The 12,918-nt window shown below is 67.5% G+C and carries 11 protein-coding genes and 1 pseudogene; 8 read left to right on the plus strand and 4 right to left on the minus strand.

Going from position 1 to position 12,918, the window contains the following annotated elements; all coding sequences use genetic code 11:
• Positions 1–13: 13 nt before the first annotated feature.
• Complete coding sequence (locus H7K45_RS21940; protein WP_263998073.1) at positions 14–1,606, minus strand: methylmalonyl-CoA mutase family protein; 1,593 nt, start codon at positions 1,604–1,606, stop codon at positions 14–16.
• 216 nt (positions 1,607–1,822) lie between these two features.
• Here H7K45_RS21940 and H7K45_RS21945 point away from each other — a divergent pair, with 216 nt between their 5' ends.
• From H7K45_RS21945 to H7K45_RS21955, 3 genes are read left to right on the plus strand one after another with little or no spacing between them, the layout of a single operon-like run.
• Entirely contained in the window at positions 1,823–2,674 is an 852-nt protein-coding gene (locus tag H7K45_RS21945; protein WP_263998075.1) for an SDR family oxidoreductase, read from the plus strand.
• Entirely contained in the window at positions 2,671–4,176 is a 1,506-nt protein-coding gene (locus H7K45_RS21950; RefSeq protein WP_263998077.1) for a class I adenylate-forming enzyme family protein, read from the plus strand. Before H7K45_RS21945 ends, H7K45_RS21950 begins: the two co-directional genes overlap by 4 nt.
• Complete coding sequence (locus H7K45_RS21955; RefSeq protein ID WP_263998078.1) at positions 4,173–4,475, plus strand: hypothetical protein; 303 nt, start codon at positions 4,173–4,175, stop codon at positions 4,473–4,475. Before H7K45_RS21950 ends, H7K45_RS21955 begins: the two co-directional genes overlap by 4 nt.
• A gap of 60 nt (positions 4,476–4,535) precedes the next feature.
• Here H7K45_RS21955 and H7K45_RS21960 read toward each other — a convergent pair whose 3' ends face one another.
• Both H7K45_RS21960 and H7K45_RS21965 read right to left on the minus strand, forming a co-directional pair.
• Positions 4,536–5,990 (minus strand): aldehyde dehydrogenase family protein, encoded by a 1,455-nt coding sequence (locus tag H7K45_RS21960; RefSeq protein WP_263998079.1) that lies wholly within the window; start codon positions 5,988–5,990, stop codon positions 4,536–4,538.
• A gap of 152 nt (positions 5,991–6,142) precedes the next feature.
• Positions 6,143–6,631: pseudogene (locus H7K45_RS21965) on the minus strand (nuclear transport factor 2 family protein); the annotation flags it as partial.
• A gap of 92 nt (positions 6,632–6,723) precedes the next feature.
• Between H7K45_RS21965 and H7K45_RS21970 the strand changes: the two are divergent.
• Positions 6,724–7,794 (plus strand): NAD(P)H-dependent amine dehydrogenase family protein, encoded by a 1,071-nt coding sequence (locus H7K45_RS21970; protein WP_263998081.1) that lies wholly within the window; start codon positions 6,724–6,726, stop codon positions 7,792–7,794.
• Here H7K45_RS21970 and H7K45_RS21975 read toward each other — a convergent pair.
• Positions 7,754–8,530 carry a FadR/GntR family transcriptional regulator gene (locus H7K45_RS21975; protein WP_263998082.1) on the minus strand — a complete coding sequence of 259 codons (777 nt, stop codon included), beginning with the start codon at positions 8,528–8,530 and terminating at the stop codon, positions 7,754–7,756. The two genes, H7K45_RS21970 and H7K45_RS21975, sit on opposite strands and share 41 nt — an antisense overlap.
• A 109-nt stretch (positions 8,531–8,639) precedes the next feature.
• Here H7K45_RS21975 and H7K45_RS21980 point away from each other — a divergent pair, with 109 nt between their 5' ends.
• Genes H7K45_RS21980 through H7K45_RS21995 form a run of 4 tightly spaced genes read left to right on the plus strand, consistent with a single transcriptional unit; the run spans position 8,640 to position 12,914 of the window.
• A complete protein-coding gene (locus H7K45_RS21980) occupies positions 8,640–9,788 on the plus strand; it encodes an acyl-CoA dehydrogenase family protein (RefSeq protein ID WP_263998083.1) in 1,149 nt (382 codons plus the stop codon).
• Entirely contained in the window at positions 9,785–10,723 is a 939-nt protein-coding gene (locus H7K45_RS21985) for an acyl-CoA dehydrogenase family protein (RefSeq protein ID WP_263998084.1), read from the plus strand. Before H7K45_RS21980 ends, H7K45_RS21985 begins: the two co-directional genes overlap by 4 nt.
• Positions 10,720–11,904, plus strand: coding sequence for an acyl-CoA dehydrogenase family protein (locus H7K45_RS21990; protein ID WP_263998085.1), 1,185 nt, complete (start codon positions 10,720–10,722; stop codon positions 11,902–11,904). Before H7K45_RS21985 ends, H7K45_RS21990 begins: the two co-directional genes overlap by 4 nt.
• Positions 11,901–12,914 (plus strand): acyl-CoA dehydrogenase family protein, encoded by a 1,014-nt coding sequence (locus H7K45_RS21995; protein WP_263998087.1) that lies wholly within the window; start codon positions 11,901–11,903, stop codon positions 12,912–12,914. The genes H7K45_RS21990 and H7K45_RS21995 overlap by 4 nt, the downstream gene beginning before the upstream one ends.
• Positions 12,915–12,918 lie beyond the last annotated feature (4 nt).

A 12,918-nucleotide genomic window follows, 5' to 3' on the forward strand; every position in this document is an offset into this window, starting at 1 on the left:
CTCTTCGCGCTCATCAGAACACCACCGGTTGCTGGAACTCGCCCCACACTGCCTTCAGCGCGGCCACCATCTCACCGACGGTGCAGTAGGCGTTGGCGCAGTCGACGAGCCGGTGCATCAGGTTGTCCTCGCTGCCACCCGCTGCGCGGGACAACGCCGCGAGCGTGTCCCGCACTGCGACGCCGTCGCGTTCGGCCTTCACCTTCGCCAGCCGCTTCAACTGCAGATCGCGGCCCTCGGCGTTGAGCTCGTAGGTGTCGATGTCGGGAGCGGCCTCGTCGGTGACGAACTTGTTCACCCCCACCACGGGCCGGTCCCCCGATTCCACCTCGTGGTGAATCTTGAACGCCTCGTCGGCGATGAGCCCCTGCAAGTAGCCGTCTTCAATGGAACGCACCATTCCACCGTGCTGTTCGAGGTCGTCCATGATCTCGACGATCTTGGCCTCGGTTGCGTCGGTCAGCGCCTCGACGAAGTAGGAGCCGCCCAGCGGATCCACCACCTTCGTCACGCCGGTTTCGTAGGCGAGGATCTGCTGGGTGCGCAGTGCCAGAGTCGCCGACTCCTCACTCGGCAGCGCGAACGGCTCGTCCCACGCCGCGGTGAACATCGACTGGACGCCACCGAGGACGGCGGCCATCGATTCGTACGCCACGCGCACGAGGTTGTTCTGCGCCTGCGGCGCGTAGAGCGACACCCCGCCCGCTACGCACCCGAAGCGGAACATAGACGCCTTGTCGGTCTTCGCGCCGTAACGCTCGCGCACGATGGTGGCCCACCGGCGCCGTCCCGCTCGATACTTGGCAATCTCCTCGAAGAAATCACCGTGGGTGTAGAAGAAGAACGAGATCTGGGGGGCGAACTCGTCGACGGTCATCCGGCCGCGTTCGACCACTGTGTCGCAGTAGGTCACGCCGTCGGCCAACGTGAACGCCATCTCCTGCACCGCGTTGGCGCCCGCATCCCGAAAGTGCGCGCCGGCCACCGAGATCGCGTTGAACCGCGGCACCTCCGCTGCACAGAATTCGATGGTGTCGGCAATCAATCGCAGCGACGGCTCCGGTGGCCAAATCCAGGTACCCCGTGACGCGTACTCCTTGAGGATGTCGTTCTGGATGGTGCCGGTGAGCTTCTCTCGGGGCACGCCCTTCTTCTCAGCGGCCGCGACATACAGTGCCAACAGAATTGCGGCGGTGCCGTTGATCGTGAAACTGGTGCTGATCTGGTCCAGCGGTATCCCGTCGAACAAGATCTCCGCATCGGCGAGGGTGTCCACGGCGACGCCGACGCGGCCGACCTCCTCGCCGTACTCGGCGTCGTCGGAGTCGTATCCACACTGGGTCGGCAGATCGAGCGCGACCGACAGACCGGTGCCGCCCTGACCGAGCAGGTATCGATACCGCTCGTTCGACTCTTCGGCCGTACCGAATCCCGAATACTGACGGAAGGTCCAGGTCTTCCCCCGGTAGCCGGACGCGAAGTTGCCCCGGGTGAAGGGGAACTGGCCGGGCGGGGGTGGCTCGGACGCCACGTCGGCCGGACCGTACACCGCCTCCAGCGGGATGCCCGACGGCGTTTCTATCCGGGGGCCGGCTTGCTCGCTCATCGTGGATAACGTACTTGCAAAAAATGAGAATTCCAATACCGCCTGCAGCGAACGCGTATCCATCGGGGCCTGCCGCACCCTGGCGGACCGCTTGGCCAACATCGACGCCCACCAGCCAAACCGTGATCCGAACGCGGTAGAGCATTACACTTGCAAAAATGAGAATGCCACTATCGGTCCGCTAGCATGCGAGGCAATTGCACACCAAGGAGATCCATGTCGAGTCTGCATCCACTGGCTGACCGAACGCTGGTGATTTCCGGCGGTAGCCGCGGCATCGGCCTGGCGATCGCGCTCGGCGCAGCCAGGCTCGGTGCCAACGCCGTTCTGCTGGCAAAGACCAGTGACCCGCATCCGAAGCTTCCCGGCACCGTGCACACCGCGGTGGCCGACATCGAGGCGGCCGGCGGCAAGGGACTCGCCGTCGTCGGCGACGTTCGCAACGAGGAGGACGTCACGCGCGCAGTCGACGCGGCCGTCGAACGGTTCGGTGGCGTCGACGTCGTCGTCAACAACGCCAGCGCCATTGCGACCGAGCCCACGGAGCGACTGTCGTCGAAGAAGTTCGACCTGATGATGGACGTCAATGTCCGGGGCACGTTCCTCCTGACCAAGGCAGCGCTCCCCCACCTTCGGAAGTCATCCCACGCCCATGTGATGACGCTCGCGCCACCCCTGAACACGAGTCCCCACTGGCTCGGTGCACATCCGGCCTACACGCTCTCGAAGTACGGCATGACACTGCTCTCACTCGGCTGGGCCTCGGAATACGCCGCTGCCGGAATCGGTTTCAGCTGCCTGTGGCCGCAGACCTACATCGCGACGTCCGCGGTGTCCAACCTCGCCGACGGCGAAACCCTGGTGGCCGCCTCGCGCAGCCCCGAGATCATGGCCGACGCCGCGACCGCCATCCTGGCGATGCCCCCGGCTCGCGCGAACGGCAGGTGCTTCGTCGACGCCGACGTCCTGGCCGAGTCGGGTGTCACCGACCTGTCGGGCTACGGGGGAGGCGACGACCCCAAGTGGGACATCTTCGTCGACGCGCCACAGGCAGGTTCGACCCCGTGAGCATTTCGCTGCTGCTGGAGATGGCGGAGTCGTCGCAGCCCGACCGCGAGGCGCTGGTCTCCGGCGAATTGCGCTGGACGACGGCCGAACTCAGCCGGCTCGCCGACGGTGCCGCAGGCGTCATCACTGAGACCGGTGCCCGGCACGTGGCCTACGTCGGCACCGGGGCGGAGATGCTCCCCCTGCTGCTGTTCGGCGCCGCGGGCGCGAGCGTCCCGGTCACTCCGCTGAACTACCGGCTGTCGGGCGACGGTGTCCGGGCACTCGTCGAGCGACTGCCCGACCCGCTCGTCGTGGTCGACGAGGACTACCGCCACGTCGTCGAGGGCGAACGGGTGATCACGTCGACCGACTTCCTCTCCGCCGCCCAAGTCGCCGACCCCACCTCGGGGTTCGCCGATCCCGATGCGGTGGCCGTAGTCCTGTTCACCTCGGGCACCACGTCGACGCCCAAGGCCGTCGAACTCACGCACAACAACCTCACCAGCTACGTCACCGGAACGGTCGAGTTCGACTCCGCCGAGCCAGGCGACGCGGCCCTCGTCTGCGTGCCGCCCTATCACGTCGCCGGGGTAGGCGCGGCGCTGTCCAACCTGTACGCCGGTCGAAAGATCGTCTATCTGAAGAACTTCGAAGCCCGAGAATGGCTCCGCCTCCTCGGCGAGGAACGGGTGTCGTCGGCGACGGTGGTACCCACCATGCTGGATCGCATCGTCGACGCCCTGGAGAAGTCCGGAGCCGAGTACCCAGTGCCCTCCAGCCTGCGCACCCTCGCCTACGGCGGCTCGAAGGTGGCGCTGCCATTGGTTCGCCGGGCCACGGCCGCGTTTCCCGGCGTCGGGCTCGTCAACGCCTACGGGCTCACCGAGACCAGCTCGACCATCGCGGTGCTGACCCCGGAGGACCACCGCGATGCGCTCGCGGCGACCGACCCCGACGCGCTGCGGAGGCTCGGGTCGGTGGGTCGACCGGTGCCCGGTGTCGAGGTTCAAATTCGGGCCGACGACGGCACGGTTCTGGTCGCCGGCGAGACGGGGGAACTCTACGTACGCGGCGAGCAGGTGTCGGGCCGGTACACCGACGTCGGCTCACTGCTCGACGCCGAGGGGTGGTTTCCCACCAAGGACCGCGCCATGCTCGACGACGCGGGTTACCTGTTCCTCGGCGGGCGGTCCGACGACACGATCATCCGCGGTGGCGAGAACATCGCGCCCGCCGAAATCGAAGACGTCCTCGTGGAGCACCCACAGGTAGGCCATTGCGCCGTCGTGGGTTTGGAAGATTCCGAGTGGGGGCAGATCATCGTCGCGGTCGTCGTTCCCCTGCCGGACACCACGCCGGACGCCGACGATCTGCGGGCGTACGTTCGTGCCCAACTCCGCGGATCCCGCACCCCCGACCGGGTAGTGTTCCGCCACGAACTCCCCACCAACGCGACCGGCAAGGTGCTCCGCCGCGAGCTCGTCGACGAACTAGACGCCCACAGCAAGGAGTCAGCATGATCAAGAACGGCGCACGTCTGCAGAGTCAGGTCTGCGACACCCAGGTGATCGTGGTGCGAAGCGCCGAGAGCCTCGACGATCTTCGGGTGGGCGGAGCCCCGGTGGTGCCCGTGGGTGGCGACGTGGACACAGGCCTGACGATCGACCCGGGTCTGGCCGACGGGACCCTCATGGGCAAGCGCTACGTCGACGACGCCGGCGCCGAGGTGCTCGTCACCAAGGCCGGTGCGGGCACCTTGAGCATCGGGAGCACACCGCTGACCGTCAAGGAAGCCAAGCCACTGCCTGCCAGCGACTGAGCCCACGACGAATGTCGGGGTGAGAGTGGCCCTCCCACCCCGACTTTCGCGCTCCTCCCCCTACAGCTGAGCCCAGACGGACTTCGTCTTGAGGTAGCCCTCGAGCCCCTCCTTGCCGAATTCGTGGCCCCAGCCGGACTGCTTGTAGCCACCGAACGGCACGTCGTGATCGAAGATCAATTGACAGTTGATCTGCACGCTCCCGGCCTGCAGCCGCTTGACGAGTCGATGCCCGCGGCTGATGTTGGTGGTCCAGACGGTGCCCGCCAGCCCGTAGTCGGTGTCGTTGGCCATCGCGATGGCCTCGTCCTCGTCGTCGAACGGGATGATCGACACGACGGGGCCGAAGATCTCCTGCCGGTACAGCCGCATGCCGGGGTCCACGTTCGTCAGGATGGTGGGGTGCACGAAGTAGCCCTTCCGATCGAGCCGGTGACCACCGGTGACCACCTCGGCGCCGTCACGCTTGCCCTCGTCTATGAAGCCCATCACGCGATCAAGTTGCTTGGCACTGATCAGCGGCCCGCTCATGACGCCCTCTTCGCTGGGCCCGCCGTACTTCATGAAGTTCGCCACGCCTGCAATGCCTTCGACGACGCGGTCGTAGACACCTCGCTGGACGAAGATTCGCGAACCGCAGACGCATCCCTGACCGGAGTGGACGAAGATGCCCATGGCCGCCCCGAAGATCGCCTGGTCGAGGTTGGCGTCGTCGAAGATCAGGACCGGCGACTTGCCACCGAGTTCGAGCATCACCTTCTTCAGGTTGCCCGCCGAGGCCCGCACTATTTCCTTGCCGACCTCGGTCGACCCGGTGAAGGCGACCTTCTCGACGCCAGGGTGAGCGCTGATCGCCGCGCCGGCGGTGTGGCCGTACCCGGTGATGAGGTTGACGACGCCTTCGGGCACACCGGCCTGGTGGATCAGCCGGTCCAGCAGCAGCGCCGAGAGTGGTGTCTCCTCAGCGGGTTTCACCAGGCTGCTGCAGCCGGCAGCCAGGGCAGGCGCAATCTTGGCGCACGCGTTGAAGATGGGGCCATTCCACGGAAAGATCAGCCCGACGACGCCGTAGGGCTCCTTGAGCGTGTACGCGTGCAGGTCGACGTAGCTGTCGGCGGCGATGCCCGTGGTCTTGACGTCGTAGGCGGTGCCGTTGATCTTGGAGCACCATCCCGCGTAATAGCGGAAGAACTCGGCGCACGTGGGCACCACCATCTCCGACTGCAGCTTCATCATGCCGGTGTTGGCCGAGTCGATCTCGGCGAAGTCGGCGGCGTGCTCGTCGATGAGATCCGCGATGCGCCACATGATCTTGGCGCGTTCGCGACCGGGGAGTCCCGACCACACGCCTGCGTCGAAGGAGGCTCTGGCGCGCGTCACCGCGTCGTCGACTGCCTCGGCACCGCAGTCGGTGAACTCGGTGATCTGTTCCTCCGTCACAGGATCGATGATCGGGATGACGTCACCCGTGCCTGGGCGTTCTCGAATCTCGTCCAACACCGACTGCAATGTCATCCTGGCCTCGACTTCCTAGGTGTAGTGCTCGTGAAATCCCGTACGTGCCATCGACTTGGCGGATCAATGGAGGTCGACACCCGCACTCGACCACTTGCTGAGCACCTGCTTAGCACCGACGGGGGGTGGCGGTCAACACCGCCCCACCGTCCCAACCGCCGCGCAGTCGTGGCGCCGAGCCGTCTGAGCCGTTCGGAGACGCGAATCGAGACGAGCGGAGTGACCACGTCCTCCCGAAGCCGGGTCAGCCGTGAGGACGCGATCCGCCACTCGCCGTCGGCCTTCTCGTAGGTTTCGTGGTAGTGCCCGAAGCCGTTCAGGCTCAGCCCGGGCGCCAGTTGGACGACGTCGTTGAGCGCCCACACGCCGTTCGCAGTCGTGGCGGAGACGAGGTCGATCTCCGGTGCGTGGACCTGATGAACGGTCGGTTGCGACGGCTGTCCCAGCGTCGTGCGAACGTAGGCCACGAAGTGGTCGGCGCCCCTAATCACGGTGCCACCCGATTCGCTGGTGTCGCTGACGAAGTCCTCGACGAAGACGGTGCGCCACCGGTCCCAGTCCTTCATGTCCAGATGACGGCAGTAGCGGGCCTTGAGCCGTTTGATGGCCTCGATCTCCAGCAATCGTGCCGCGTCGTCCATGACGAGTTCTCCCGGGAAGTCGTGACGCACCGCTGAGGACGAATATCTCCAGAACCACTTCGTCGCGGCCCGCTGGTTCCTATGCTGTGCGGGTGCCCAGCAGCCAAAGCTATCGCATCGTGCAGTGGAACACCGGCAATGTCGGCAAGAGTTCCGTCCAGGCGATCGCCGCCAATCCAGCCTTCGATCTCGTCGGGTGCTATGCGTGGTCCAAGGACAAGGTTGGCCGCGACGTCGGCGAACTGGTCGGCGGCCAGCCCCTGGGTGTCACCGCCACCGACGACGTCGACGAACTCCTCGCGCTCAAGCCGGATTGCGTGGTGTACAACGCGATGTGGCCCAACGTCGACGAGTTGGTCGGCATCCTCTCCGCCGGCGTGAACGTCGTGGCAACCGCGTCGTTCATCACCGGGCACAACCTGGGCGACGGCCGCGATCGAATCCTCGAGGCCTGCAAGCACGGCGGATCGACGATCTTCGGGTCGGGTGTCAGCCCCGGGTTCGCCGAACTGCTGGCCATCGTCGCGGCGAATGCCTGCGACCGAGTCGACAAGGTCACCATTCAGGAATCGGCGGACACCACCTTCTACGACTCGCCCGACACCGAGAAGCCGGTCGGATTCGGCCGTCCCATCGACGATCCCGACTTGGCGCCGATGGCGTCGCAGGGCACCGCGATCTTCAGCGAGGCCGTCCGGCTGATCGCCGACTCACTGGGCGTCGAGCTCGACGAGATCCGCTGCGACGCCGAATATGCCCAGACCACGGAGGATCTCGACCTCGGCTCCTGGACCATCCCCGCCGGGTGCGTGGCCGGTGTCCATGCCAGCTGGAAGGGCATCAGGGCCGGCGAGACCATCGTCGACGTCAACGTGCGCTGGCGAAAGGGCCAGTCACTGGAACCCGATTGGCAGCTCGGCCCGGACGGCTGGAAGATCACCGTCGACGGGCGACCGACGGTCAGCATGCAGGTCGGCTTCCTCCCGCCCCCGTACTTCGAGGCCACCACCCTCGAGGAGTTCATGGTGCTTGGCCACATCATGACCGCACTGCCGCCCATCCATGCCATTCCCGCCGTCGTCGCCGCGGCACCGGGCATCGCGACCTACAACGATCTGCCCCTCACGCGAGCCCGGGGTGTGGTGCCGAACCCACCTGAGTGACGCGGGCGGCCCTCGCCGGAGCTGCCTCGACGACGTCGTCGGTGAAGTGTTCCAGCACCAGTGCTTGCGTCGCGGCGAGATGGCGTCGACCCAGGCGCTCCACCTCGTCGGCACGACCCGCGGAGATTTCGTCGACCAATCGGCGGTGGGTCCGAACGGCACCGCGTGCGGCGGCCGGCGAGGGATACCCCCCACGGCTGCTGATCACCTCGGCCCACTGCTGCTCCTGGGCGGACCACAACGCGACGAGGCTGCGCACGACGTAGCGCATCGTCTCGTTCGGCGTGAACGCCACGACCAGGTCGTGGAATTCCCTGGCGATGCGGGTGAACTCGACACCGTCGGACACCGCCTCCGCCGACGCCTCGACGTTGGCGATTAGCACCGGCACGACGGCGGTCATCCGATCCGGCCGTCGCGCGACGTCGCCGGCACACTGGGGTTCGAGCCGGAGCAGGCCCTGGGCCAGGTCGCCGAGGGTGACGCCGGCGCCCTGAAACACCAGTCCGAGGTGGTACGCGGCCGAGGCCTGGTCCGGTCGGTGCACCTTCGCACCGCCGACGCTCCCACGCCGGGTGGTGATCAGTCCCTCGGTCTCCAGGATCCGCAGCGCCTCACGCACCGACGGATAGCTGACGCCGAATTCCCGCACCAGATGGTCCTGGGTGGGCAGATGGGTCGTGGCCGTCCCGCTCAGGATGCGCTGTCGGAGGTCGGCGGCGACGGTCTCGGCCACCCGCCCTCGAGAAGTGCGGCCAACTCCAGGAGGTGTCACGGGCCGTGAATCTACCATCCTTATGAGGATTGCCCTGGCATCCTTATAAGGATTGACCTAGGATCGCGACGTGGACTTCGAAATAGGCGGCGCAGCAACGGCGTTGCGTCACGATCTCCGACGCCTACTCAAGCAGAACCTCGCCGAGGACTTCCTCGGCGCCTTCACCGCAGACCCCGCCGATCTCGAGACGGCGCAGGCGTTCTGTCGCCTGCTCGCCGAACGCGACCTGCTGTGCATGTCATGGCCGGCGGAGTTCGGCGGTCGCGGCTCCTCGATCTGGGAACAAACCGTGGTGCGCGAGGAGATGTGGGCCCATCACGAACCCCGGGGCGCGCAGTACATGGGAGTCAACTGGGTGGGGCCGACGCTCATGCGCCACGGCACCGGAGAGCAACAGCGCACCCACCTGCCACCCATCGCCCGCGGCGAGGTCATCTGGTGTCAGGGCTTCAGCGAACCGGAGGCCGGGTCCGACCTTGCATCCCTACGCACCACCGCGAGCCGCGACGGCGACGGCTGGGTGGTCAACGGGCAGAAGATCTGGACGTCCTACGCGACGATGGCGCAGTGGTGCTTCCTGTTGGCCCGCACCACCAAGCTCACCGAAGGCGTCCGGAAACAATCGGGTTTGACCATCTTCCTGGTGCCGATGTCCGATCCCGCGGTCACCGTCCGGCCGATCGGCTGCATGATGGGTCCGCACCACCTCAACGAGGTGTTCTTCGACGGCCTTCGGGTCACCGAGGCAGACGTGCTCGGCACCGTCGACGAGGGCTGGTCGGTAGTGTCCGACGTGCTGGCCTTCGAGCGGGTCGGCATTGCCCGCTACGCGAGATGCGAGCGGCTGCTTCACCTTGCGCCGTCGGCGCTCGGGGACCAGTGGGACGAGCTGCCCGCGGAGTTGCACGGCCGGTGGACCCGCATGCTGACCCATTGCCGCCGCGCCAGGCTGCTCGCCTACCGGCTCGTCGCGCTGCAGGCCAGCGGCCAGGTCAGCCCCACCGACTCGGCGGCCTACCGGATCGCGGTGACGAAGCTCGACCAGGACAGCGCCGAGGTGCTGATGGAGATCGTCGCCGCGGCCGACGACAGCGCCGAGGTGTTTCGCGCCGAGGTCGAGGACCACTGGCGGTATGCGCAGGCCTCGACCGTGTCCTCGGGCAGCATCGAGATGCAACGCATCCTGTTGTCCCGTTCGCTGTTGGGGGCCCGATGATCGTCGACGTCAGTGACGAGGCCAAGGAGTATGGGCGCCAAGCACTTCGCGCGTTCGAGGGCGCCGGCGGCGACATCCTGGTGCAGCGCGCCGAGGCGGACCCGCTCGGCCGGGAGCAACTCGTCGGTCCGGTGCTCGAGCAACTCGGCGTCTTGGACCTCCAGCCACGGGACGACGCCGACTCCTTGGAGGCCGCCGCGTCGGTGTGCCGCAGCGCCGGATACTGGGCACTGCCCTATCCCGTCGCCGAGCGACTCGCCCGGCCGGCGGACCTCGACGTCGACGGCCTGGTCGTCGTCGCGGACGCCCGGCCATCCGCCGCCATCGCCGGAACCGGCGGGCGGTGGGCCGCGGTCTCCCTGGACGGTCGCCGCCACCGGGTGATCGGAACGTCGACGCCCGGCGCCGCCTTCGTGACCAGACTGGACCTGGCGCCGCTGGACGGCGACGGCACCGCCGACCTCGCGCTGGCGCTGACCCTGCCGTGCTGGACGCTTCTCGGGATGCTCGACCGGGCAATCGAACTCACCGTCGGCCACGTTCGGTTGCGCCGGCAGTTCGGGCAGCCGCTGTCGCGTTTTCAAGGCGTGCAGTTCCAGCTCACCGACGCCGAGGTGGAACGGTCCGGGCTGGAGATGCTGGCGAGATACACGCTGTGGAGTGTCGGCGGGAGGCGGTCCGAGGCGCTCGACGACGCGCTCGCACTGCGGACCGCCGCGTTGGAGGCGGCCGAGGTGGTCTTCCGCGTCGCCCACCAGTTGCACGGCGCGGTCGGGTTTTGTGACGAGACCACGCTGTCGTGGCTGTCGCGGTACAGCCAACCGCTTCGGCGGCTGCCCCTCGGACTCTCGGCCACCCGGGCCCTGCTGACCTCGCGCGTCGGACGGACCGGTTTGGTGGGCCTCTACGACACCGTCGAAGAGTCCGTCCGATGACCGATCTCGACGCGTTCCGCACCCACGTGTCCCAATGGTGTGCCGAGCACGTACCCGCCGACTGGCGGGCGGCGCAGACCGGCGTCGGGGACGAGGAGTTCGTGGCGTTCCAGAAGTCGTGGTTCGCCGAGTTGCACGCCGCGGGTTTCGCCGTCCCCCACTGGCCGGCAGCGTGGGGCGGTGGCATGCCGGTCGCCGAGCAGATCGTGCTGTATCAGGAGTTGGCGGCTCACGACGCACCCCGACTCGTGTTGGCATTCGTCGGAATTCACCACGCCGCATCCACGCTGCTGATCGCGGGGACCGACGCCCAGCGCCGTCGCCACCTGCCTGCGATCCTCGACGGGGAAATCTGGGTGCAGGGATTCTCCGAACCCGAGGCGGGATCCGACCTCGCCAGCCTTCGCACCTCGGCGCGGCGCGAGGACGACCACTACGTCGTCGACGGCCAGAAGCTCTGGGCCAGTGGTGGGGCGCACGCCGACTGGTGTCTCCTGCTCGCCCGCACCGACCCCGACGCACCGAAACGCAAGGGCATCTCGTACTTCCTGCTGGACATGGCCACCCCCGGCGTCGACGTCCGACCGATACGCAACGCGATCGGCGACTCGCATTTCTGCGAGGTGTTCCTCAACGACGTCGTGATTCCGGCCGACCACCTCATCGGCGCCGAGAATGCTGGATGGCAAGTCGCACAGGCGACCTTGGGCGCCGAACGGGGCATGACCATGCTGGAGCTCGCCGAGCGACTCGGCAATGCCGGATTCCGGTGGCTGGTCGAGGACTGTGCACACCCCCGACCGGACGGCTCACGGCCGCTCGACGACGCGTCCGTCCGCGACGCCTTGGCCCGCTTCGAGACCGAGCTCAGCGGGCTGCGGGCGATGTGCCGCGCGGTGGTCGAGAGGCCCGACGCCGGTGGACCGGCGGACCCGTCCATCGTGAAGTTGTTCTACAGCGAACTGCTGCAACGGATGACCGACTTCGGTACCGAGATCGGTGGGCTCGATGCGCACACGGTGCTGGCCAAGCCGATGTCGAGCGGGTGGGAGTCCGGCGCATGGATGCTGGACTACATCGGCTCCTGGGAGTGGACGATTCCCGGCGGGACCAGCGAGATTCAACGCACCATCATCGGTGAACGGGGTCTCGGTCTCCCACGTGAGCCGGTGACCTCGTGACGTCGGATTTCGCCGAGATCCACGACGAGCTTCGCGCTGTCGCGCGCAAGATCCTCGGCTCGGCAGGCGCCGCAGCCGACTGGACCCGGTTCGCCGACGCCGGCTGGCTCGGTATGGAGGTCGACGACGCCCTTGGCGGCGCGGGGGCTACCTTCGTCGAGACGGCGGTCGTGCTCGAGGAGGTGGGACGGGCCGCGGCACCCAGCAGGTACCTGGGCACCGTGCTTGCCGTGGGAGCGCTCATCGAACTGGCCCCCAACGCTTCCCGCGACGAACTGCTGAGCGCGGTCGGTGCGGGCACGACGACCGCGGCGCTGGTCACGTCACCGTTCCGCCTCCGCCGCAACGGGTCAGACGGACGGCTGTCCGGCCGCGCCGAATTCGTTCCCGACGCCGTCGGAGCCGACCGCGTGCTGGTCCTCGCCGACGACGACGGCACGTCCGTCCTCGTCGACGCCACCGGGCTCACCGTCACCGCGCATCCGTTGCTGGACGAGACCCGCAGCCTGGGCGTCGTCAGTGCCGACGACCTGGCCGTCGACGCGGCGTCGGTCTGGAGGCTCGACGCCGACGCGGTCACACGGTTACGCGATCGAGCGGCCGTCGCGGTCGCCTGCGACAGTCTCGGGATCGGCGAAGCGATGCTCGCCGCGACGGTCGAGTACGCGGCGGTCCGTCAGCAGTTCGGCCGTCCGATCGGGTCGTTTCAAGCGGTGAAGCATTCTTGCGCCGACATGCTGGTTCGGCTGTCGGTCGCGCGCGTCCTGGTCGACGCGGCGGTGGCACGGGTGGCCGACGGCGTGGACGCGTCGGTCGCGGCGTCGATGGCCAAGTCGTACGCCTGTGAGGCGGCGGTCGACGTCGCGGGCAAGGCGATGCAATTGCACGGCGGCATCGGATACACCTGGGAGAGCGGCCTTCACGTCTACTTGAAGCGAGCGGCATTGAACCGAGCTCAGTTCGGCGCGCCAGGCGAGCACCGCCAAAGACTGGCCCGGCGGTACGGCTGACCGG

It is taken from the genome of Mycobacterium yunnanensis (assembly GCF_025823185.1).
GTDB classification, from domain to species: domain Bacteria; phylum Actinomycetota; class Actinomycetes; order Mycobacteriales; family Mycobacteriaceae; genus Mycobacterium; species Mycobacterium yunnanensis.